At 71.6% G+C, this 20,447-nt stretch carries 22 protein-coding genes; 9 read left to right on the top strand and 13 right to left on the bottom strand.

Annotated elements, in window-relative coordinates; translation table 11 throughout:
- The first annotated feature begins 95 nt into the window (after positions 1-95).
- The 5 genes from AOK11_RS26515 to AOK11_RS26495 all read left to right on the top strand — a co-directional run bounded on the left by AOK11_RS26515 (position 96) and on the right by AOK11_RS26495 (position 4,894).
- Complete coding sequence (locus AOK11_RS26515) at positions 96-701, top strand: RNA polymerase sigma factor (protein ID WP_055596240.1); 606 nt, start codon at positions 96-98, stop codon at positions 699-701.
- Positions 698-1,621: a cupin domain-containing protein gene (locus tag AOK11_RS26510; protein WP_240497495.1), complete on the top strand. Its 924-nt coding sequence runs from the start codon at positions 698-700 to the stop codon at positions 1,619-1,621. The genes AOK11_RS26515 and AOK11_RS26510 overlap by 4 nt, the downstream gene beginning before the upstream one ends.
- Before the next feature lie 116 nt (positions 1,622-1,737).
- Positions 1,738-2,634, top strand: coding sequence for an ABC transporter ATP-binding protein (locus AOK11_RS26505; protein ID WP_055596239.1), 897 nt, complete (start codon positions 1,738-1,740; stop codon positions 2,632-2,634).
- Complete coding sequence (locus AOK11_RS26500) at positions 2,631-4,223, top strand: hypothetical protein (RefSeq protein WP_055596238.1); 1,593 nt, start codon at positions 2,631-2,633, stop codon at positions 4,221-4,223. The genes AOK11_RS26505 and AOK11_RS26500 overlap by 4 nt, the downstream gene beginning before the upstream one ends.
- Positions 4,211-4,894, top strand: a complete 684-nt coding sequence (locus AOK11_RS26495; RefSeq protein WP_055596237.1) for a hypothetical protein — start codon at positions 4,211-4,213, stop codon at positions 4,892-4,894. Before AOK11_RS26500 ends, AOK11_RS26495 begins: the two co-directional genes overlap by 13 nt.
- 109 nt (positions 4,895-5,003) lie before the next feature.
- On the opposite strand, the gene mshD is transcribed toward AOK11_RS26495, so the two are convergent.
- Positions 5,004-5,954: a mycothiol synthase gene (gene mshD, locus AOK11_RS26490; RefSeq protein ID WP_055596236.1), complete on the bottom strand. Its 951-nt coding sequence runs from the start codon at positions 5,952-5,954 to the stop codon at positions 5,004-5,006.
- Positions 5,955-6,233: 279 nt separating this feature from the next.
- Between mshD and AOK11_RS26485 the strand changes: the two genes are divergently transcribed.
- Positions 6,234-8,087, top strand: a complete 1,854-nt coding sequence (locus tag AOK11_RS26485; protein WP_055596235.1) for a bifunctional metallophosphatase/5'-nucleotidase — start codon at positions 6,234-6,236, stop codon at positions 8,085-8,087.
- An 89-nt stretch (positions 8,088-8,176) separates the two neighbouring features.
- On the opposite strand, the gene AOK11_RS26480 is transcribed toward AOK11_RS26485, so the two are convergent.
- From AOK11_RS26480 to AOK11_RS26460, 5 genes are all read right to left on the bottom strand, one after another.
- Positions 8,177-8,842 (bottom strand): Uma2 family endonuclease, encoded by a 666-nt coding sequence (locus tag AOK11_RS26480; protein ID WP_055596234.1) that lies wholly within the window; start codon positions 8,840-8,842, stop codon positions 8,177-8,179.
- A 283-nt stretch (positions 8,843-9,125) separates the two neighbouring features.
- The gene (locus AOK11_RS46255; protein ID WP_055596242.1) at positions 9,126-9,326 is read right to left on the bottom strand and encodes a DUF1737 domain-containing protein; all 201 of its coding nucleotides are present in this window, start codon (positions 9,324-9,326) and stop codon (positions 9,126-9,128) included.
- 31 nt (positions 9,327-9,357) lie between these two features.
- Positions 9,358-9,597, bottom strand: a complete 240-nt coding sequence (locus AOK11_RS26470; protein ID WP_055596233.1) for a hypothetical protein — start codon at positions 9,595-9,597, stop codon at positions 9,358-9,360.
- Positions 9,594-9,920 (bottom strand): DUF6247 family protein, encoded by a 327-nt coding sequence (locus AOK11_RS26465; RefSeq protein ID WP_055596232.1) that lies wholly within the window; start codon positions 9,918-9,920, stop codon positions 9,594-9,596. The genes AOK11_RS26470 and AOK11_RS26465 overlap by 4 nt, the downstream gene beginning before the upstream one ends.
- A gap of 89 nt (positions 9,921-10,009) precedes the next feature.
- A complete protein-coding gene (locus AOK11_RS26460; RefSeq protein ID WP_055596231.1) occupies positions 10,010-10,303 on the bottom strand; it encodes a hypothetical protein in 294 nt (97 codons plus the stop codon).
- A gap of 273 nt (positions 10,304-10,576) precedes the next feature.
- On the opposite strand from AOK11_RS26460, the gene AOK11_RS26455 reads away from it, so the two are divergent.
- Together AOK11_RS26455 and AOK11_RS26450 are read left to right on the top strand one after the other, a co-directional pair.
- On the top strand, positions 10,577-11,404 hold the full coding sequence (locus AOK11_RS26455) for a helix-turn-helix domain-containing protein (protein WP_055596230.1): 828 nt from the start codon (positions 10,577-10,579) through the stop codon (positions 11,402-11,404).
- Positions 11,401-11,613 carry a DUF397 domain-containing protein gene (locus AOK11_RS26450; RefSeq protein ID WP_055596229.1) on the top strand — a complete coding sequence of 71 codons (213 nt, stop codon included), beginning with the start codon at positions 11,401-11,403 and terminating at the stop codon, positions 11,611-11,613. Before AOK11_RS26455 ends, AOK11_RS26450 begins: the two co-directional genes overlap by 4 nt.
- A 45-nt stretch (positions 11,614-11,658) precedes the next feature.
- Here AOK11_RS26450 and AOK11_RS26445 read toward each other — a convergent pair whose 3' ends face one another.
- The 7 genes from AOK11_RS26445 to AOK11_RS26415 all read right to left on the bottom strand — a co-directional run bounded on the left by AOK11_RS26445 (position 11,659) and on the right by AOK11_RS26415 (position 19,668).
- Positions 11,659-13,773: a pectinesterase family protein gene (locus AOK11_RS26445; protein ID WP_055596228.1), complete on the bottom strand. Its 2,115-nt coding sequence runs from the start codon at positions 13,771-13,773 to the stop codon at positions 11,659-11,661.
- A 113-nt stretch (positions 13,774-13,886) separates the two neighbouring features.
- Positions 13,887-15,347 (bottom strand): sensor histidine kinase, encoded by a 1,461-nt coding sequence (locus AOK11_RS26440; RefSeq protein WP_055596227.1) that lies wholly within the window; start codon positions 15,345-15,347, stop codon positions 13,887-13,889.
- Positions 15,344-16,078, bottom strand: a complete 735-nt coding sequence (locus tag AOK11_RS26435; RefSeq protein WP_055596226.1) for a response regulator transcription factor — start codon at positions 16,076-16,078, stop codon at positions 15,344-15,346. Before AOK11_RS26435 ends, AOK11_RS26440 begins: the two co-directional genes overlap by 4 nt.
- Positions 16,079-16,207: 129 nt before the next feature.
- Entirely contained in the window at positions 16,208-16,402 is a 195-nt protein-coding gene (locus AOK11_RS26430) for a hypothetical protein (RefSeq protein ID WP_055596241.1), read from the bottom strand.
- Between the two features lie 34 nt (positions 16,403-16,436).
- Positions 16,437-17,609 carry a S1C family serine protease gene (locus tag AOK11_RS26425; RefSeq protein ID WP_055596225.1) on the bottom strand — a complete coding sequence of 391 codons (1,173 nt, stop codon included), beginning with the start codon at positions 17,607-17,609 and terminating at the stop codon, positions 16,437-16,439.
- Positions 17,610-17,737: 128 nt separating this feature from the next.
- Positions 17,738-18,760: a LacI family DNA-binding transcriptional regulator gene (locus AOK11_RS26420; RefSeq protein ID WP_079035097.1), complete on the bottom strand. Its 1,023-nt coding sequence runs from the start codon at positions 18,758-18,760 to the stop codon at positions 17,738-17,740.
- Positions 18,761-18,867: 107 nt separating this feature from the next.
- Positions 18,868-19,668 carry a winged helix-turn-helix transcriptional regulator gene (locus tag AOK11_RS26415; RefSeq protein ID WP_055596223.1) on the bottom strand — a complete coding sequence of 267 codons (801 nt, stop codon included), beginning with the start codon at positions 19,666-19,668 and terminating at the stop codon, positions 18,868-18,870.
- Between the two features lie 277 nt (positions 19,669-19,945).
- Between AOK11_RS26415 and AOK11_RS26410 the strand changes: the two genes are divergently transcribed.
- A partial coding sequence (locus AOK11_RS26410) for an alpha/beta hydrolase (protein WP_157869451.1) occupies positions 19,946-20,447 on the top strand: 502 nt, incomplete at its 3' end.

Here is a 20,447-nt window from a genome sequence, read left to right as displayed (position 1 = left end):
GGGGAGAGCCCGGGTGAGGGCGAGGGCTTGGGCGGGTCGCGCAGGACGGCTGCGTGGGTGTGAACCGATTCGCGGGGCTCGTCCGATGAGGGGACGTGAGCGAAACGAGAAGCGACGGTGAGCTGCTGCGTGCCGTTGCCGAGGACGCCGACCGGCGTGCCTTCGAGGAGCTGTACCGGCGCTACGCCCCGTGGCTGACCGCCCGGATGCGCAGCCGGTGCGCCGATGCGGGGATCGTCGACGACGTCGTGCAGGAGACGTTCCTCGCGGTGTGGCGGGGGACGGCCCGGTACCGGGAGGACGCGGCGGGCGCCGCCGGCACGTCGAGCGGGGCGCGTGGGGCACATGAGGCGCGTGGGGCGCGTGGGGATGCTGCCGGGTGGCTGTGGCGGATCGCCTCGCGCCGGCTGATCGACGCGCTGCGCGGTGCCGGGGCACGCGGCCGGCTGCGGCAGACGCTGGCCCGGCTGCGGCACCGGGACGAGGCCTCGGCGGAGGAACGCGTGCTCGCGGGGGTGGAGCACGGGGACCTGGCCGGTGCGCTGGTCCGGCTGTCGCCGGAACTGCGCGCGGTGCTCCAGGCCACCGTCGTCGACGGGCTGACCACCCGCGAGGCGGCCGTGCTGCTCGGCATACCGCCGGGGACGGTCAAGACGCGGGCGATGCGGGCCCGCAAGCAACTGCGGGAGGCGCTGGCATGACGTACGACTCGACGGACGGCGCGAACGGTGGTCCCGGGGGGACGGGGGGCGGCTCGCGGTGGCACGTACCGGCGGAGGACCTGCGGGCGTACGCGCGGGGTGAGCTGGCGGCGCCGATGCTGTGGTCCGCCGACACTCACCTCACCGCCTGCGCGCACTGCCGGGGCGTCCTCGCCGAGGCCGCGGACCCCGTCGCGCTCGACGCGGGCTGGGAACGGCTCGACGCCGAGCTGGACGCACCCCGGCCGGGCTTCCTGGAGTCCCTGCTGCTGCGCCTCGGCGTCGCCGATCACACCGTGCGCCTCCTCGCGGCCACGCCGGTACTGCGCCGTTCCTGGCTGGTCGCGGTCGTCGCCGTGCTGCTGCTGACCGTGGTCGCGGGCCGCTCCGGCGCGACCACCGGTTCGCCCACCCTCTTCCTCGCCCTCGCGCCGCTGCTGCCGCTCCTCGGGGTGGCGCTGTCGTACGGGCCCGCGCTGGACCCGACGTACGAGATGGCGGTCGTCGCCCCGATGCCCGGGTTCCGGCTGCTGATGATCCGTACGGTGGCGGTGCTCGGCGCCGTGCTCGGCCTCAACGGCCTGGCGACGCTGGCCCTGCCCTGGTACGGGGCGGCAGCGCTGGCGTGGCTGCTGCCCGCCCTCGCGCTCAGCGCCACCGGCCTCGCCCTGGCGGCACGCCTGGGTCCGGTGCTGGCACCGTCCCTCGTCGGCGGCGGCTGGATCACGCTGCTGCTCGTCGCGCGGACGGGCCGGGAGGCCGTGACCGACCCGCTCGCCCCGTTCACCGCGGCCGGGCAGGGGGTGTCGGCGCTGGTCGCCGTACTCGCGGCCGGGCTGCTCTTCCTGCTCCGCGACCGTTTCGACCTCAACCGGGCGAGGGGCGCGGGCGGTGGCAGCGGCGGCGGCGGCACGGCCTGAAGGCCGCCGCTCCTCCTCATCCTCATCCTCATCCTCATCCTCATCCTCCGTTTCTTCCACTTCCTCCACTTCTTCTGCTTCTTCTGCTTCTTCCACGACCTGTACGGGAGTTCTGCATGACCCCGACCGTTTCCGCCTCCGGGCTGAGTCTCCACTTCGGTGGCACCCGGGCCCTCGACGAGGTGTCGCTGCGGCTGTCCACCGGTGTCACCGGCCTGCTCGGGCCCAACGGCGCGGGCAAGACCACCCTGTTGAGGGTGCTCGCCACCGCCGTACCGGCCGACCGGGGCGTGTTCACGGTGCTCGGCCACGACCCCGGCACCTCGCGCGGCCGTCAGGAGGTCCGGCGCCGGCTCGGCTATCTGCCGCAGGCGCCCGGTTTCCACCCCGACTTCACCGCCTTCGAGTTCGTCGACTACGTGGCGATCCTCAAGGAGCTCACCGACCGCACCGCCCGCCACCGTGAGGTGCGGCGCGTACTGGACGAGGTCGGGCTCACCGGCGTACGCGGAAAGCGGCTGCGGAAGCTGTCCGGCGGGATGCGCCAGCGGACCGCCCTTGCCGCGGCCCTGGTCGGCGACCCCGCCTTCCTCGTCCTCGACGAGCCGACCGTCGGCCTGGACCCCGAACAGCGGATGCGGTTCCGCGAGCTGATCGCCCACGCCGGTGAGGGGCGGACCGTCCTCCTGTCCACCCACCAGACCGAGGACGTGGCGATGCTTTGCAACCGGGTGGTGGTCATGGCCGCCGGTACCGTCCACTTCGACGGCACCCCCGCCGAGCTGACCGCCCAGGCCGGCGGACGGGTGTGGAGCAGTGCCGAACGCGACCCCGGCGCGAAGGCGGGGTGGCGCACCGGCCTCGGCACCTTCCGCAACGTGGGCGATCCGCCCGACGGCGCCGATCTCCTCGAACCCACCCTGGAGGACGGCTACCTGCTCACCCTCGACGGCATCGGCGGCGTCGGTGGCCTCGGCAGGGGCGGCGGCTTCGGCGCGGAGGCGGCGGCATGACCACGACGACCACCGCGACCGTGACCCCGCCCGCCGAAACCGCGCCGGCCGGACCGCGCGCGTCCTGGGCGGCCGTGCTCGCCCTCGCCGGCTTCGAGGCCCGCAGACTGCTGACGCGCCTGCCGGTCCTCCTCGCCTTCGCCGTGTACATCGGCTGGACCGTGTGGCGTACGCGCACCTCCTACGAGGGCTTCCCCGCCCTTCAGGACGCCGACCGCGCCACCCAGACCGCCCCCCTGCTCGTGGGACTCGCGGTGCTACTCTCCGTCAACCAGGCCGTGCTGCGGGCGCGGCGGTACGACACCGAGCGGCACTTCGCCGTGCTGGTGCTGCCGCCGTGGCGCCGTACCGTCGCGCATCTGCTGTCCCTCGTACCGGCGGTGCTGCTCGTCGCGGTGTGCGTGGGAGGGCAGTTCGGGTGGGAGGCTCTCAAGCCCGGTGCGCTCGGGAACGGTTCGCCGGGCGAACTCCTCGCCGGGCCGCTGTCCGTACTGCTGCTCGGGACGCTCGGGGTGCTGCTCGCCCGCCTGTTCGCCTCCGCTTTTGCGGCGCCGCTGCTGCTCGTCGTGCTGCTCTTCTTCTCCCTGTTCGCCGCGATGCCCCGGGAAGGCGACGCGACCCGGTGGCTGATGCCGGTGGTCGGCGATTACAGCATCAGGACCCTGCCGTCCGAACTGCTGGGCCGTCCGGCCGCCTGGCACGCCCTGTACCTCGCCGGGCTCGCGCTGAGCGTGGCGCTGGCGGCGGTGCTGGTCTCCGGCGAGGGCGCCGGTGCCCGCTCCGGTTCCGGTTCCGGCATGGGGCGGGTCCTCCGGGGCCGGTTCGTCGGCAACCGGGGTGTTCATGCCGGGCTCGCCGGTGCGGTGGCGCTGACGCTGCTGGGTGCGGTGATGCAGACCGGCGGCGTGCCGGCGGAGACGGAGAAGGCCCGTACGCGGTACTCGACCGCCCCGCAGGAGCTGCAGAAGTGCGTCGAACGGGACGGCACGACGTACTGCGCCTTCCCGGAGTGGACCTCGCGCACCGATGACTGGGCCGAGGTCGTGGACCGGGTGAAATCCCTCGCGGGCGACGCCGTGCAGGACCGGTCGCTGGTCGTACGGCAGCGGGTCGAGGCACGGTACGGACTGACCAGCGACGCGGCGATGGACCCGCTCACCGCCCCGAACCAGGTGAGCGTCGGCACGATGTGGGGCGGCAACCGCGTCCCCGAGTTCGCCGTCGCCGTGGCCGGTGTGCTGGTCACCGGGAAGGAGGCGGTGGCGGGCACCCTGTGCGACGGCCGGCTCGTCACCGTGATGTGGCTGGCGCTGGCCGGCGGGTCCGACCCGCTGTCCGACCTGAGGGACATCCGCGTCGACGACAGCACGTCCGGTTCGGCGGTCGTCGTCTCGCAGACGGAGCCGCTGTCCATGACCGCGGCGCACACCGAACTCGTCCGCGAACTGCTGGACCGGCCGCGGGAGGAGATCGGCGCGAAGGTCACGGCGCACTGGGACGAGCTGACGACCCCGGAGGTGACGACGGACCGGACCGCGCAACTGCTGGGTCTGGACGCGCCGGAGGAGGCGGACGAATGCCAGGAGTGAGCGGGGACACGAGCGGGGCCGCGGGGGCGTGGCGCGCGCTGGTGCGGCCGGTCGTACGGACGCTGCCGTGGCGGGCGATCGGGGTGGCGGGCGGCCTCGGGCTGCTGTTCGCCGCCGCGCCCCGGCTGCTGGGGGAGGACGCGACCGGCCGGCTGGCGCTGAACGCGCTGCGGATGTCCGCCCTCGCCTTCGCGCTCGGCGCGGCCTTCCTGCTGGACGACCCGGCCCGGCACACCACCGCCGCCGTACCGACCCGGCGTGCCGTGCGGCACACCCTGCGCCTCGCCCCCGTCGTCCCGGTCGCGGCCCTGGGGTGGACGGTCGCGCTGCTGCTGGTCCCCGCGGGCGTACGGCCTCCGGTCGGCGGCGTCACCCTAGAAGCGGCGGCGGCCCTCGCCCTCGCCCTGGCCGGAGCGGCGTTCGCCGTCCGCCGGTCGGACAGCACGCGGCCGGGCCAGGCCGTCGCGGGCGCCCTGTTCACGACGGCGGTGCCGGCGTCCCTGCTGTGGCCGGAGCGCTGGGCCCTGTTCGTGGCGCCGGACGACGAGAGGTGGGCGGCGGCCCACGACCGGTGGACGGTACTGCTGTGCGCGGCCCTGGCGGTGTGGGCGGTGTGCGGGGCGGAGCCGGTACGGAGACGGATCGGCGGAGGCCTCGGGTCCCGCTCCTGAGGTCCGCGGGATCGGGGCCGGGCCGGAGCGGAGCGGGGTACGCGGGCCCAGGGCCCCAGTTCCCGGGCCCGCGGGCTCGCGGGCTCGCGGGCCGATCGGGCTTCGGGTCTCAGGTCTCGGTGCGGTACATCAGGTCCGTCTCGTGGGTCAGGAAGCCCAGTCGCTCGTAGACGGCCACCGCCGCCTTGTTGTCGGCGTCGACGTACAGCATGACGGTCGGCAGTCCCTGCCCCGCCAGGTGCCGCAGCCCGATCGTCGTGAGGGACTTGCCGAGCCCGCCGCCCTGGGCCTGCGGGCTCACCCCGAGGACGTACACCTCGCCGAGGTTCTCCGTCCGGTGCACCTTGGTCCAGTGGAAGCCGACGAGGCGGCCGTCCCGCTCGGCGAGGAAGAAGCCCTTCGGGTCGAACCAGGGTTCGGCCTTGCGGTCGTCGAGGTCGCGCTGGGTGAGGGAGCCCTGCTCGGGGTGGTGGGCGAACGCGGCGGCGTTCAGCGCGAGCCAGGCGGCGTCGTCCCGGCCGGGGACGAAGGCGCGTACGGTCACGCCTTCGGGGAGGACGGGGTCGGGCAGGTCCAGGTCCGTCAACGACCGCCGCATCTGCCGCAGTTCACGGAAAAGCGTGAGGCCGAGGACCTGGGCGAGGTGCCGGGCGGCGGAGTGACCGCCGTGCGCCCACACCCGCATCCGCTTGCCGGAGCCGGCGAGCAGCGCGGACCCGAGCGCCCGCCCGTGCCCCTGCCCCCGGTGCGAGGGGTGCACGACCAGTTCGGCGGCCGGGGGCTCCACCGGGTCGGTGTCCTCCAACTGGGCGTAGCCGACGAGTTCACCGGAGCCGGCGCTGTCTCCTTCGCCCGTGAGGGAGAGCAGCAGATGCGAGACGCCCGCCCGCTCCCCGCCGCGCAGCTGCAACCGCCCCTGCTCGGACACCGCCTGCTGTCCGTCGGTCCGGGCGGCCTCGTCGAGCAGGGCGAGAACCGCCTCGACCTGCTCCGGGGAGAGCGCGGCGTACCTCTGGAGCGAGCGGGTGCGGCCGGAGTGTGCGGTGTCGTCGCTGGTCATGCGTACGAGGGTAAGCCGAGCCCGTCGAAAACGGACGGGACACGGAGCACGCGGTGCCGGCCGATCGGTCCCGGACACCACCGGCGGTGGGAAAGATAACCAGGATGTAACCGCGAAACCCCTGTCGCGCTACGCGCGTTGACCTTAGGCTTCCGGGCGGTCGGCGCGCCTCACCCGGATCCCCTCCGGACCCACGTGGACCGGCCCCGACCGACCCCGACGCATCTCGCAGCACGCACGCACACTCACCCGGACCCACGCAGACCCTCTGGGGGGCACATGCCAGCCACACCCGCATCGCCGGCCTCGTCGGTACAGCGCCGCAGACGCCGTACGAACCGTCTTCTCGCGACCGCGGCCGGTGTGCTCACCGTCGGCGCGCTGACCGCGGCCACCCTGCCCGCCGGTGCGGCGAGCGCCGGTGAGGGCAAGGGCGGCACGTCGCACGGCCTGCACAAGGGGCACGACGGCGGCAAGGGCCGTTACCAGGACGTGCAGTTGCTGTCCTTCAACGACCTGCACGGCAACCTCGAACCCCCGACGGGCTCCTCGGGCCGGGTCACCCACCTCCACGAGGACGGGACGACGGAGAACATCGACGCGGGTGGTGTGGAGTACCTCGCCACGCACCTGCGCGAGGCCCGCAAGGGCAACCGGTACTCCGTCACCGCGGCCGGCGGCGACATGGTCGGCGCGTCCCCGCTGATCTCGGGCCTGTTCCACGACGAGCCCACCATCGAGGCGCTGAACAAGCTCGACCTGGACGTCACGTCCGTCGGCAACCACGAGTTCGACGAGGGCGTGCGGGAACTGGCCCGGCTGCAGAACGGCGGCTGCCACCCCACCGACGGCTGCTCCACGGACAAGAAGTTCAAGGGCGCCGACTTCCCGTACCTGGCGGCCAACGTCCTGAACGAGAAGACCGGGAAGCCCGTCCTCAAGCCGTACTGGGTGTGGAAGCAGAACGGCGTCAAGGTCGGCTTCATCGGCGTGACGCTGGAGGCCACCCCGGACATCGTCTCGGCCGAGGGCGTCAAGGGCCTGTCCTTCAAGGACGAGGTCGACACGATCAACAAGTACGCCAAGGAGCTCCAGCGCCAGGGCGTGAAGTCGATCGTCGCCCTGGTCCACGAGGGCGGCTTCCCGGCCTCGTCCGCGTACAACTACGACTGCGACTCCCCGGGCGCGGGCGACGGCGTCTCCGGCCCGATCGCGGACATCGCGAAGAACGTCTCGCCCCAGGTGGACGCGCTGGTCACCGGCCACACCCACGCGGCGTACGTCTGCACGATCCCGGACCCGGCGGGCAACCCCCGCATGGTCACCTCGGCCGCGTCCTTCGGCCGCCTCTACACGGACACGACGCTGACGTACGACCGCCGCACGGGTGACATCGCCCGTACGGCCGTGAAGTCGGCGAACCACGTGGTGACGCGGGACGTCCCGAAGGCGCCGGACATGACCCGGCTGATCGACCAGTGGAACACCCTCGCCGCCCCCATCGGCAACCGCGCGATCGGTCACCTCTCCGGTGACATCGTCAAGGACGGCACCGAGTCCCCGCTCGGCGACCTGATCGCCGACGCCCAGCTGGAGTACGGCAGGACGCTGGACCCGGAGACCGACCTGGCCCTGATGAACCCGGGCGGCATCCGCGCCTCCCTCACCTACGCGGCGAGCGCCGCCGAGGGCGACGGCGTGGTCACCTACGCCGAGGGCTTCACCGTCCAGCCCTTCGCCAACACGGTCAACCTCCAGGACTTCACCGGCGCCCAGCTGATCCAGGTCCTCAAGGAGCAGGTGAGCGGCCCGAACGAGGCCTCGATGAAGATCCTCCAGGTCTCCTCCGGCCTGACCTACACCCTGGACCTGACGAAGACGGGCGCGGACCGGGTGGTCACGGACTCCATCGAGCTGAACGGCGAGCCGATCGACGAGGCCGCCACCTACCGCGTGGCCACGAACAGCTTCCTCGCGGGCGGCGGCGACGGCTTCACCACCCTCGGCGAGGGCACGGGCGACATGGTCGGCGAGGACGACCTGACGGCCCTGGAGCGGTACCTGACGGCCAATTCCTCGGCCTCGAACCCGCTCGCACCGCCGGCGGCGGACCGCATCACGATCGTGCAGTAGCCGACGGACGTTTTCCGGGGAGGGGCTCGGTACATCCGGCAGGCCGTGCGAGGCCTTACGGGTACCGGGCCCCTTCTTCCTGTTCCGGCTCAGGTCCGCTTGGGGCCGGTGATCGCCTCTCCGATCACGAAGCCGGTGGCGGGCCCTTTCGGGATATCGACGTCGGTTCCGTAGGGGACCCGCACGACGCCCAGCCAGTCGGCCTTGTCGGGCCGGGGTTCGGTGAGGACGGTCACGGTGCCCTGCGCGTCGTAGTCGTCGATGATCACGTATACCGGGATGCCGGCGCGGGCGTATTCACGGCGCTTCCTGACCCGGTCGCGGTCCTCGTGGCGCTTTCCGGGCGAGACCACCTCGACCACCAGACGAACCGCCGCCGCATCGACACCGAGCCCGTCCTCGTCCGCGTACGGCTCCAGGTCCTCGGGCGCGACGAAGACATCGGGGATCCACCCCTTGCGCCGGAAGATGACATTGGCGTCCTGGTACGCCGAGTACTCGCCCTCTCCCAGGAACCGCACCAGCGCGTTGCGCAGCCGGTTGGCGATCTGGGCATGGGACAGGCGGCCGGTGGGCGACACCTCGATGGCTCCCTCGATGATCTCGGCGCGGTAGCCCTCCGGGAGTTCCACGGCCTTCCATGCCTGCCACACGACTTCGTCCAGGTCGGGCCCGTTCTCGGTTCCGTTCTCCGGCCCGGCCGCGGTCCTGATCTCAGACATGGTCTCGGGCCTCTCGTACGCAAGAGCGGTCATGGTGACGTCACCTCCTCAAGTGTGGGCTGAGCGTGCCCAGGGCACAAGCAACGTGATCACGGTAGGCGCGGCGTTACAGCCGACCAGGGGAAACGTCTCCTTCTCGCTCGATCGGATGAGGCCCTGGCCCCGGCATCCGACGAGGGGAACAGGGCTGCCTTCACCGTGCGGTGGCGGCAGCCCTGACAGACAATGACGCGGCATCTCCCGCCGACACCGAAGGGAAGTGAGCGGGGACGGGCGGCCGCGTGCCGATCCCGCGCGCACGCCCGGCGCGGACCCGTCACGCCGAGGTGGCGTCCCCCGCCCCGGGCCACACGACCGCCTGCGCGACGATCACCCGGTCGCCGTTGAACGTGACCGACGGCCCTTCGTGGAGGCGGTAGCCCATCGCCAGGGCCTCGCTCACACGATGACAGAACGCCGCATCATCAGGACCGGTCAGTACGCGGTACGCAGGCAGCCCGTCCGGTGGTGTTTTCATGATCCCCAGAGTGTCATACACGCCCTCGGTGTCAGAGGGCCACGAGGTCGATGACGTTGACGACGACGTGGCGGTTGGAGACGACATAGGTGACGAAGCCGCCCCGGAAGGCCGCCGACCAGCTGTTGTCGCGGTTGCTGAGCGCCGGCGGACCGAACGGGTTGAGAGTGAGCAGCTTCTCGAGGATCTCGAGCGACGTTCGCTGGGAGTCCGGTAAGGCGGCCTTTCGATCCGCCGCACGGTCCACGTAGCGGATGAGGTAGGCGCTCACCGACGCCCGCCCGCATCGACGGACCGGCCGTCCGCGTCATAGGCGTGGCCCTCCGCGTCGCGGAACACGAGGCCTTCGGTGTCGTCCTCCGTCATGCGCTTGACGGTCTGCTCCACGGCGTCGAGATACCCGGGGGTGGCACAGGCGCAGGCGAAGGGGAACCACTTGTCGATCGCGGCGTCGAGCGCCGGCTGGTCGAAGTCGGCGGCAGCGCTCAGCCACTCCTGCTCGAAGGCCTGCAGCCAGTCCGGGCGCCGTTGCAGGGCCGCTCGGATCGCCTCCGGTGTTCTTTCGCAGGAGTTCGGATCCACTTCGTGGGCCATGGTCGGCTCCTCCTCCGCGGCCTGTGTGACAGGGGGCCGGAGGTCCACGGTAGAGCGCGCGGGGTGCCGGACGGGGCCGGTCGGACGTGTCACCCGCCACCACCCGCCCTGACGCGTCCTCCCCGGCTGACCGCGACACGGAGTACGTCCTCCAGGGACTCCGTCGCCCTGGTGAGCGCGAAGCGCACCGCCCGCTCACCGGCCTTCGGGTCGCCGAGCACGGCCCTGGCGCCCGCGAGCACCTGCTCGCCCGAGTCCAGCTGGTCCGCCTCGACGTCGTCGGCGAGCCGGGAGAGTCTGCTGTCGTCCCTGTCGGTGCTCAGATAACAGGGATTGCCTTCGGGAGTGGTCCAGGGGAGAAGGCGGAGCGGAGTGTTGCTCATGCGGAGACGTCCATTCTCTGGCGGCGACGGTGTCGTTCCTCTGACGTGAGCGCACAAGGGTGTGCGATGTGCGGATCGCGCTCGTACGGGCGCGTACTCGACAGCTGCCCGGTGACTGTCCTCGATGGTGGGAGTGCCCCTGTCCGTGCGGGCCGCAAGGCCGGATGGCGACCGGCGGCGATTACTGCTTGTGTCTCGATCGTCACTTACGGCACGTACGCTGCGGAAGGGGGCCGACGTTGTCCGTCACCCCGGACCACGGACAGGAGCGACATGGCCGAACAGGTGGACACGCAGACGGAGTCGGGACGCGTGGTGCTGGGGCGGACGCTTCGTTTCCTGCGGGAGAAGGAGGGCAAGTCGCTGGGGCGGCTGGCCGACGAGTCCGGGTACGACAAGAGCTATCTGTGTCGCCTGGAGTCGGGCGAGCGACTGTCCAAGGTGACGGTCATGGAGGATCTCGACGGGTACTACAGGTCGGGCGACCTGCTGGTCAGCCTCTGGAAACTGGCCCGGATCGACGCCTTCAAGGACAAGTACAAGGAGTTCATGCGTCTGGAGGCGACGGCACGGATCATGCACAAGTACACGCCGAACGTTCCCGGCCTGATGCAGACCGAGGACTTCGCCAGGGAGGTGTTGTCCGGGCCCCGGACAACGGTTCAGGAGTGCGAGGCAGTTGAGGAACAGGTGGCTGCCCGCCTGGGACGACAGCTTCTGCTGAACAAGAGTCCGGCCCCGAGCGTCCGTTTCGTCATCGACGAACTCGCCTTCCGTCGTCCCGCGGCAGGCCTGGAGACGTGGGACGGTCAGCTGACGCACATCGAAGCGATCGCGCACTGGCCCAACGTCGTCGTTCAGGTGCTGCCGTTCTCGGCCGGAATCCACGACCTCATGGGAAGAGGCTCGCTGACCCTGCTGTGGCAGAAGGACGGAAGCGCTGCGGCGTACACGGAAGGTGACAGCGGAGGCTTGCTGATGGACGATTCGGGAGACGTCCTGCGCCACCGTTTGTCCTACGATCGGCTGCGGGATCTGGCGCTGTCGCCGTCGGACTCGCTGACGTTCATCCGGGACGTACTGGAGGAGCACCGATCATGAAACAGGCCCCCCACCTCAGCACCGCCGCCTGGCGCAAGTCGAGTTACAGCGACGGGGGAGACAACAACTGCGTCGAGGTCGCCGACGGCTGCGCCGGCCTCGCCCCGGTCCGCGACAGCAAGGTGCGGGGCGGCGGGGTGCTCGTCTTCGGCTCGGCCGCGTGGAAGCTGTTCCTGACGGGGATCAGGAACGAATCGGGTCTTCGGTGAGGTGCCGGGGCCCGGCACGTCGTCTCCAGGCCCCGGACGAGCAGGTCAGGACGCCGTAGGGGTCCAGTCGCCCAGCCAGGTGTTGATGGTCTGGGCCGTCGCCTGGGCGTCGGTCAGGTGGGGGCGGTCGGTGGAGGCGGAGCCGGCGCCGGGGCCGGTGTTCCGGTATTCGGCGAAGCGGTCGTCCTTCCAGGAGAAGCCGCTCATGTCGGTCCAGGGCGCGGTGCGGACGGCGGCGCTGAGGTAGGTGTCGCGGACCGTGGTCTGCGGGTCGAGGGAGGCGTCGCCGCCCGCGTGCCAGGGACGGCCGAGGTGGAAGGTGCGGTCCGCGACGTCGCCGTTCACCGTGGAGTTGGCGATCAGGATGCCGTTGCGGCCGGCGGCCGTGCTCGGGGCGGTGACGTAGCCCGCGGAACTGCCGTCCCAGCGCTTCTTCAGCGTGATGACGGAACGGTCGATCAGCGCCGTCGCCCGGCCGAAGATGAAGTCGACGTTGCCGACGACGTAGGAGTTGGTGACCTTCACCCTGCCGAGGCGGTCCTTGGCGGCCGTGTCGAGCAGCAGGGTGTCCTGGTCGCCCTCGACGATGACGCCGTCCAGGAGGACCTTGTCGGCGGCGGTGCGCAGGGCCACGGCCTGGTGTCCGGCGAGGGACTGGTTGGCCCGCTCGTCGAAGTCGTTGGCGAGCGTCAGGTTGCGGGCCTGGAAGTCGTCGGCCTGCACGGTGAACGTGGCGCTGCCCGAGGTGCCGTAGGTCCCCGAACCGTCCGGTTTCGGGGTGCCCGCCGCGTTGTTGAAGACGATCACCGTGTCCTTGCGGCTGCCGCCGGTGCCCTGCACCGTGATGTGCGGCTTGTTCGACGGGACCTGGACCGTCTCCCGGTACGTGCCCGGCTTGACGGAGATCAACACGCGGGACGGGTTGTTCGCGGGTACGGCGTTCACCGCGGCCTGGACCGTGGTGTATTGACCGGTGCCGTCCTTGGCGACCGTGAGGGTCGTCGCGGCGGCCGCCCGGGTGGCGGCTCCCGCGGCGGCCGTCGTACCGATGGAACTGCGGGGACCCGCTCCCGACTTGAGGAGCGACGGGACGTTCGCCGCCGCGTCGGGCGTGTACGCGTAGTACGTCCTTGGGTCGAACGCCGTGCCGCCGCTCTCGTTGCGGCCCGATGTCCCCGAGAAGATGTTGCCGCGCTGCACCACGGTCGCCGTCGCGTCCTTGATCACCGGGTCCCTGAAGCCCTGGAAGTAGCTGTTCTCCAGCACCATGCGCGTGCCGCCGCGCGAGTAGGTGCCGTAGGAGGAGGTGATGTCCGTGCCGGGGACGTCCTCCAGGAAGTTGTTGTAGAGGTGCGCGTGCGCGCAGTTGTCCGTGGACGGGTTGCGCTGTTCCGTCTCGCGGATCCAGTTGTGGTGGATCGTGATGTCGGTCAGCACGTTCTCGGTCCAGCCGATGCCGAACGTCTTGTTGTTGTGGCTCATCTCGTTCCAGGAGACCGTCACGTACGTACTGTCCTTGCGGACGTCGATCAGACCGTCCGCCATGTTCCGCAGGTCGTTGTGGTCGATCCAGACGTGGTGCGCGCCGTCCATCTGCACGGCGTCGAAGTCGTGGTCCTTGTCGTTCCAGATGCCCTGGTAGGCGTCCCGGATCGTCAGGTTGCGGATGATCACGTTGTGCACGCCCTGGCCGAGGAAGAAGCCGCCGCCGACGATGTGCCCGGACGTCCCCGAGCCCACGATCGTCTTGTCGGAGGCGACCTTGATCTCCTTGCCCACCGGGTTCATCGTGATCGCCCCGGCCACGACGATCACGTACGGCTCGGCGGCGGTCGCGTACCGCTCCAGTTCGGCCTGGGTCCGGACGGTGACGATCGCGCCGCCCCGGCCGCCGTACGTGCCGTCCTGGCCCAGCGCGTCGACGGAGGCGAAACCGTCGGCGGTGGCGGTGGCCCAGGCGGGTGCGGCCGACGCGGCGGGCGCTGCGGCCGGTGGTACGGCGATGGGGGCGGCGGCGGTCCGGTGTCCGGCGGGGGCGGCCGTGCCGGGTGCGGCTCCGTAGGCCAGGGCGGCGGCCGCGGTGGCCAGGGCCAGCGGGAGGGTGACCGCCCGTGCCCTGGTGCCGCTGCGGTGCCGGGCCCTGCGAAGGTGCTCACTCATACGGCGATCCGATCCGTGTGGGGGACGAGTCGCCGGTCGGTTGCCGCCCGGCACCGAAAAGTTGCCGCCCCTCCCCCTGCGGCCAGGGAACCTGCGGCTACGGAACTTCCGGCCTACGGCACCTCGGGCGGCGGGGACGGTGCCCCCGGGAGGCGGATCGTGACCGTCGTGCCCCCGGTGCCGTTCTCCGCGCGGGTCAGGGCGACCGTGCCGCCCGCCTGCTGGACCGTACGGGCCACGATGGACAGGCCGAGGCCCGAACCGGGGAGTGCGCGGGCGGTGGGGGAGCGCCAGAAGCGGTCGAAGACGTGGGGGAGCTCGTCGGCGGCGATGCCGGGGCCGTGGTCGCGGACGGTGAGGACGCCGTCGGCGAGGCGGACCTCGACGGTGCCGCCCTCCGGGCTGAACTTCACCGCGTTGTCCAGGACGTTGACCATGGCCCGCTCCAGCGCGGAGGGCTCCGCGCGGACGTACCACGGCCGGACGTCCGCCGTGATGGTCAGTTCCGGGCCGCGCAGCCGTGCGCGGCGCAGCGCCGACTCCACGACGTCCTGCCAGGCGACGATCTGCGCCCGGCCGGCGTGCTGGCCGGTGTCCGGGCGGGACAGTTCCTGCAGGTCGCCGATGAGCGACGCCAGTTCGGTCATCTGCGCCGTCACCGAGGCGAGGAGGGCCTTGCGGTCGTCGGGAGGGATCGGGCGGCCGGTCTCCTCGCTGCGGGTGAGGAGCTCGATGTTGGTCCGCAGGGAGGTGAGCGGGGTGCGCAGCTCGTGGCCGGCGTCCGCGATGAGCTGCTGTTGCAGGTCGCGGGAGCTGGCCAGGGCGGACGTCATGGAGTTGAAGGAGCGGGAGAGGCGGGCGACCTCGTCCTCGGCGTCGTCCTCGACGGGGATGCGGATGTCCAGATCCTCCGTACGGGCCACGTGTTCCACGGCTTCGGTGAGTTCGTCGACGGGGCGCAGGCCCGCACGGGCGACCGCGAGGCCGGCGGCGGCTGCTCCCAGTACTCCGACGCCGGAGACGAGGAGCAGGATCAGGGCGAGGTCGCCCAGCGTTGACCGGGTGCTGTCGAGGGGAACGGCGGCGACATAGGCGTAGCCGTTGGCCACGCCCCGGCCCAGGGGCACCTTGACGGTGACCGCGGTGGTCAGCACGCGCACCTGGTCGCCGTCGCTGTCGACGCCGTTGCGGAACTGCGCGGAGCGGGGGTCCGGGTTCTTCGCCACGTCCTTGTCGCCGCCGGTGACCTTGACCGCGGCCGAGGCGAAGGGCAGCAGGCACACGGTGCCGTCCGTGCTCACCAGCTGGCCGTAACTCCCGCTCTGCGGGCCTATGGAGTCCGTCTGCGAAGGCGTCCGGCCGCAGGTGTCGACGATTCTGGCGAGCTGGTTCTCGTCCAGCTCGAGGACCGAGGACCGCAGGTCGTCGTCGAGCTCCGCGTACAGCTTCCCCTGCACGATGAACCAGCACGTCACCGACACCGCCGCCACCGCGAACGCCACCGCCGCCGCCACCAGCAGCGACAGCCGCGCCCGGATCGGGAGCGAGCGGAACCTGCGGACCAGCCTGTTCACTCCGCGCCACCCTGCCGCAGGGCGTAGCCGACGCCCCTCACCGTGTGCACCAGACGCGGCTCGCCACCCGCCTCGGTCTTGCGGCGCAGGTACATGACGTACACGTCGAGGGAGTTCGACGACGGCTCGAAGTCGAAGCCCCAGACCGCCTTCAGGATCTGCTCCCGCGTGAGCACCTGGCGCGGGTGCGCCATGAACATCTCCAGCAGCGTGAACTCCGTACGGGTCAGCTCCACCTGGCGCGTGCCCCGGGTCACCTCGCGGGTCGACAGGTCCATGCGCAGGTCGGCGAAGGTGAGGACGTCGCTGTGCTCGGTGGCACCGGCCACGGCGGCCGCGTACGAGCTGCGGCGCAGCAGCGCGCGGATCCGGGCGAACAGCTCGTCCAGCTCGAACGGCTTGACCAGGTAGTCGTCCGCCCCGGCGTCCAGTCCCGTCACCCGGTCGCCGACCGTGTCCCGGGCGGTCAGCATCAGGATGGGCGTGGTGTCGCCAGTGGCCCGGATGCGGCGGGCGGCGGTCAGGCCGTCCATCCGGGGCATCTGGATGTCGAGGATGACCAGGTCGGGCCGGTACGACGCCGCCTTCTCCAGGGCGTCCGCGCCGTCGACGGCGACCTCGGTGCCGTATCCCTCGAAGGCGAGGCTGCGCTGGAGCGCTTCGCGCACCGCCGGCTCGTCGTCGACGATCAGGATGCGCTGGGGGGCACGGTCGCCTTCTGCGGGGCTCATGGCTCGGGTTCCTCTGTCTGCACGGGACGGGGGCGCGGGGGCAGGGTTCGGGGCCTGCGGGCTTCAGCCTCTCAAGCTCTCAGGCTCGCACGATCCCCCGGGGCGCGGGCGACCCCGGTCGGCCGCGGGTCAGCCGCGCACGGTACGGCGGTGGCCGCCGCGACCGGGGCTGGGCTTCCGGTGGGGCGGGGGCGGGGCGACTTCCGGGGCCCGTCGTGCCGGCGCGCGCAGCTCGGCCGCGACCTCCAGCGCGAGGGCGAGACCGGCGGGGTCGGTACCGGCGTCGGGTATGCGGTGGGTGACCTGCGGGATCTGCTTGGTCATGTCGGACTCCTCGGGTGAGTGCCGCGTCGTCACGTCAGTTCATGGAGCCGGCCCGCAGCGTCGGGAGGTCCGCCTTGACCGTGTTGACCGGGATGGCGAAGCCCAGGCCCACGCTGCCGGCGTCGGCCGAGGAGGAGCCGCTGCCGCTCGCCGAGTACATCGCGGAGTTGATGCCGATGATGGTGCCGTTCATGTCGATCAGCGCGCCGCCGGAGTTCCCGGGGTTCAGGGACGCGTCGGTCTGGATCGCCTTGTACGTCGTCGTGGCCCCGCCGGTGTCGCCGTTGAACTGCCGGCCGCCGAACTCGAACGGCCAGCCGCCGCCCTGCTGCCCCTGCTGCTGTTGCTGCCCCTGGCTCTCGTTCGTGGAGACGGTCACGTCACGGTGGAGCGCCGAGACGATGCCGCTGGTGACGGTGCCGGTCAGGCCCTCGGGGGAGCCGATCGCCACGACCTCGTCGCCGACCTGAACGCCGTCGGAGTTGCCGAGGGTGGCCGGCGTCAGGCCCGATGCGTCGTTCAGCTTGATCAGCGCGAGGTCCTTCGAGCTCTCCGTGCCGACGACGTCCGCGGTGTACGTCTTGCCGTCGCCGGTCCGCACCTCGACCGAGGAGGCGCCGGCGACGACGTGGTTGTTGGTGATGATCTCGCCGTCGTTGGTGATGATCACGCCGGAGCCGGTGGACGATCCGGCGTTGGAGGTGGCGTTGATCTCGACGATGCTCGGGCCGACCGCCTTGGCGACGCCGGCCACCGTGCCCTTCTGGCCGGTCGGCACCACATTCGTGCTGCTCGCGCTCGACGAGGCAACGGTGGCGCCGCCGGCCAGCTCCTGGATGCCGTACGCGGTGCCGCCGCCCACGGCCGCCGCCACGATCGCCACGGCGGCGAGCAGCGCGACCGGGCCCCGGTTCCGCTTTCGGCGGGGGTGGGGAGCGGCCGGCTCGGACGCGTGGGGCGAGTCCGCTGGTGTCGCCGGGTGCGCGGCGGCGACCGGGTGCGTCGCCGTCATCGGGTCCGCCGCCGGTATCGGGCGCGTCGCCGTCATCGGGTCCGCCGGGTCCGCCGGGTGCGCGGCAGTGGTCGGATGCCCCGGTGCGTACGCCGGCGGGGCCGGCCACTCCGGGTTCACGGGGGAGGAGTAGGGCTGGTGGCCGCCCGCCTCGGGGCTCTCATGCTCGCTGCTGCGGCGATGGCTCTCGGTCATGTCAACGAGCCTGGCGCCCGACGATGAGAACATCCTGAGTGCCCGCTGAGAAGCCCGACAGAACCTCGTATGCCCGATATAAGGACGGCGGGGCCGCAAGGGCGGCGGGGCCGCCCGGAGGTCCGGTGCTACCCGCAGCCGCAGGAGCGGCGGATCACCAGTTCGGACGGGAAGATCTTCAGCCGCTCGCGCTGCGAGCCGGCCACCCGCAGCCCGTCGTCGAGGACGAGGTCGACCGCCGCACGCGCCATCGCCGGGCGGTCGGAGGCGACCGTCGTCATCGGCGGGTCGGTGAGCGCCGCCTCCTTGATGTCGTCGAACCCGACGACCGCCAGCTCGCCGGGCACGTCGATGCGCAGCTCGCGCGCCGCGCGCAGCACGCCGACCGCCTGGTCGTCGGTGGAGCAGAAGATCGCGGGCGGGCGGTTGGGTCCGGAGAGGATGTCGAGCCCGACGCGATAGGCGTCGTAGCGGTTGTACGGGGCCTCGAAGAGGCGGCCCTCGGTCGGGATGCCCGCGTCCTCCATGGCCCGCCGCCAGCCCTCGACGTGGTCGGAGACGGGGTCGCCCACCGCGGGGGTCTCCGCGGTGCCGCCGACGCAGGCGACGTACGCGTTGCCGTGTTCCAGCAGGTGGCGGACGGCGAGCTGGGCGCCGCCGAGGTCGTCGGTGACGACGGCGACGTCGTCGATGGCCTCGGGGCGCTCGTGCAGCAGGACGATCCGGGCGTCCCAGGCGTCGATCTCCGCGGCGGCGAGGTCGTTCAGCGCGTGGCTGACCAGGATCAGGCCGGAGACGCGCATGCCGAGGAACGCCCGCAGGTAGTGGACCTCGCGCTCGGCCACGTAGTCGGAGTTCCCGACCAGCACCATTTTTCCGCGCTCGGACGCGGCCTGTTCGACCGCGTGCGCCATCTCCCCGAAGAAGGGCTGGCGCGCGTCCGGCACGATCAGGCCTATGAGATCCGTCCGCCGCGACGCCATGGCCTGGGCGACCCGGTCCGGCCGGTATCCCAGCTCCTTGATCGCGGCGAGTACGCGTTCGCGCGTGGCCGGGGCGACCGGCCTCGGTCCGTTGTTGATGACATAGCTGACGACGGCGGTGGACGTACCCGCCAGCCGAGCCACATCATCCCTAGTCACCTTGGCCACGCGCGGAGTCTACGCGGATATAACCGGTCGGGGCAGAGCGTGAACGACCTTGTGAACAGCACGGAAACGGCTCGCGTGTGCGGGCGCGACGCTCGTGCGGATGCCGTTCACGCCTGGCTCGGGGCCTCGGTGGTGTCCAGGGTGGCCGTCTCGTCCGCATCTGCCGTCTTTTGGCGGTCGGGCCCGGCCTGCTGCCGGTCGGCCTTCGCCCTGGCGCCCTCGGCGGCCCGCTCACCCTTGTCCGGGGTAACGAATCGGTAACCCACGTTCCGCACGGTGCCGATCAGCGACTCGTGCTCGGGGCCGAGCTTGGCACGCAGCCGCCGTACGTGGACGTCGACCGTCCGGGTGCCGCCGAAGTAGTCGTAGCCCCAGACCTCCTGCAGCAGCTGGGCGCGGGTGAAGACGCGGCCGGGGTGCTGGGCGAGGTACTTCAGGAGCTCGAACTCCTTGAACGTGAGATCGAGGACGCGTCCCTTGAGCTTGGCGCTGTAGGTCGCCTCGTCGACGGACAGGTCGCCGTTGCGGATCTCCATGGGGGAGTCGTCGCCGACGATCTGCTGCCGGCCCATGGCGAGCCGCAGCCGGGCCTCCACCTCCGCCGGTCCCGCGGTGTCGAGGAGGACGTCGTCGATGCCCCAGTCCGCGGTGACGGCGGCGAGGCCGCCCTCGGTCACCACGAGGACGAGGGGGCAGCCGGGACCGGTGGACCGCAGCAACTGGCACAGGTTGCGTACCTGCGGGAGGTCGCGCCGGCCGTCGACGAGGATGACGTCGGCGCCGGGGGTGTCGACCAGGGCGGGCCCCTCGGCGGGGGCCACGCGCACCTGGTGGAGCAGCAGGCCGAGGGCGGGGAGTACCTCCGCCGACGGTTGGAGGGCGTTGGTCAGCAGGAGCAGTGAACTCATCGCACCCCTCCTTCGAGTCCGTCGAGGACGCGGTCCTGGCCCCGGGGCTCGGGTCGTGGTGCTGCCCACGACCGGGTCGTCATTCGTACGTGCACGGTTCGCTCGCCCATAACGTCTGGTTCCTCCTCGGTCCCTGCGAGGACGTTTACGGCACTGCTTCGTGCGTTTCGACGGCCCGTACACCGGCGGTTTCCCGCGTCGTATACAACGCTTCCGAAAGCACAAAAGGACCCGGGGGCTTCACTGCCCGAGTCCTCTTCTCAGGAGAATAGCCGACATGAGCACCGGTCCGTCAGGTCATGTGGCACGTTCCGCCAATGGTCCGCATTTCAAGATACGTGGTGTGACGCGTGAAGTTACCTGGGGCGGTACGTCTTTTCGGACGTTTTTGCGCACGGTGGACGGCGTGCGGATCAATTCTGTATACAACCCGGCTGCGGCCGAAAGGGTGACCGGGAAGGACATCTCGCGGCCGCCTTCCCATGACCTCGTGTTCGTGATCGCGCACGGGTTCACGGGGAACGCGGACCGGCCGCACGTACGGCGGGTCGCACGGGAGTTCGCCCGGCACGGGGCCGTGGTGACCTTCTCCTTCCGCGGGCACGGTGCCTCGGGCGGACGGTCCACGCTCGGGGACCGCGAGGTGCTGGACCTGGCGGCGGCGGTGTCGTGGGCGCGGGAACTGGGGCACACGCGCGTGGCGACCGTCGGGTTCTCGATGGGCGGCTCGGTGGTCCTGCGGCACGCGGCGCTGGGCGGGGAGGGGAACGGGCATGGGG

This window comes from Streptomyces hirsutus, assembly GCF_001418415.1.
Taxonomy (GTDB): domain Bacteria; phylum Actinomycetota; class Actinomycetes; order Streptomycetales; family Streptomycetaceae; genus Streptomyces; species Streptomyces hirsutus.
The sequence above is the reverse complement of the archived record's forward strand: the minus strand, read 5'-3'. Positions and strand labels throughout refer to the sequence as shown.

What these genes read in the sequence shown, in the direction of transcription:
- AOK11_RS26445 (WP_055596228.1), bottom strand. Translation starts at nt 13,773, where the DNA reads ATGAGTGAGCACCTTCGCAGGGCCCGGCACCGCAGCGGCACCAGGGCA.
- AOK11_RS26495 (WP_055596237.1), top strand. Translation starts at nt 4,211, where the DNA reads ATGCCAGGAGTGAGCGGGGACACGAGCGGGGCCGCGGGGGCGTGGCGC.
- AOK11_RS26485 (WP_055596235.1), top strand. Translation starts at nt 6,234, where the DNA reads ATGCCAGCCACACCCGCATCGCCGGCCTCGTCGGTACAGCGCCGCAGA.
- AOK11_RS26465 (WP_055596232.1), bottom strand. Translation starts at nt 9,920, where the DNA reads ATGGCCCACGAAGTGGATCCGAACTCCTGCGAAAGAACACCGGAGGCG.
- AOK11_RS26505 (WP_055596239.1), top strand. Translation starts at nt 1,738, where the DNA reads ATGACCCCGACCGTTTCCGCCTCCGGGCTGAGTCTCCACTTCGGTGGC.
- AOK11_RS26455 (WP_055596230.1), top strand. Translation starts at nt 10,577, where the DNA reads ATGGCCGAACAGGTGGACACGCAGACGGAGTCGGGACGCGTGGTGCTG.
- mshD (WP_055596236.1), bottom strand. Translation starts at nt 5,954, where the DNA reads ATGACCAGCGACGACACCGCACACTCCGGCCGCACCCGCTCGCTCCAG.
- AOK11_RS26460 (WP_055596231.1), bottom strand. Translation starts at nt 10,303, where the DNA reads ATGAGCAACACTCCGCTCCGCCTTCTCCCCTGGACCACTCCCGAAGGC.
- AOK11_RS26430 (WP_055596241.1), bottom strand. Translation starts at nt 16,402, where the DNA reads ATGACCAAGCAGATCCCGCAGGTCACCCACCGCATACCCGACGCCGGT.
- AOK11_RS26500 (WP_055596238.1), top strand. Translation starts at nt 2,631, where the DNA reads ATGACCACGACGACCACCGCGACCGTGACCCCGCCCGCCGAAACCGCG.
- AOK11_RS26450 (WP_055596229.1), top strand. Translation starts at nt 11,401, where the DNA reads ATGAAACAGGCCCCCCACCTCAGCACCGCCGCCTGGCGCAAGTCGAGT.
- AOK11_RS26415 (WP_055596223.1), bottom strand. Translation starts at nt 19,668, where the DNA reads ATGAGTTCACTGCTCCTGCTGACCAACGCCCTCCAACCGTCGGCGGAG.
- AOK11_RS26425 (WP_055596225.1), bottom strand. Translation starts at nt 17,609, where the DNA reads ATGACCGAGAGCCATCGCCGCAGCAGCGAGCATGAGAGCCCCGAGGCG.
- AOK11_RS26510 (WP_240497495.1), top strand. Translation starts at nt 698, where the DNA reads ATGACGTACGACTCGACGGACGGCGCGAACGGTGGTCCCGGGGGGACG.
- AOK11_RS26435 (WP_055596226.1), bottom strand. Translation starts at nt 16,078, where the DNA reads ATGAGCCCCGCAGAAGGCGACCGTGCCCCCCAGCGCATCCTGATCGTC.
- AOK11_RS46255 (WP_055596242.1), bottom strand. Translation starts at nt 9,326, where the DNA reads ATGAAAACACCACCGGACGGGCTGCCTGCGTACCGCGTACTGACCGGT.
- AOK11_RS26480 (WP_055596234.1), bottom strand. Translation starts at nt 8,842, where the DNA reads ATGACCGCTCTTGCGTACGAGAGGCCCGAGACCATGTCTGAGATCAGG.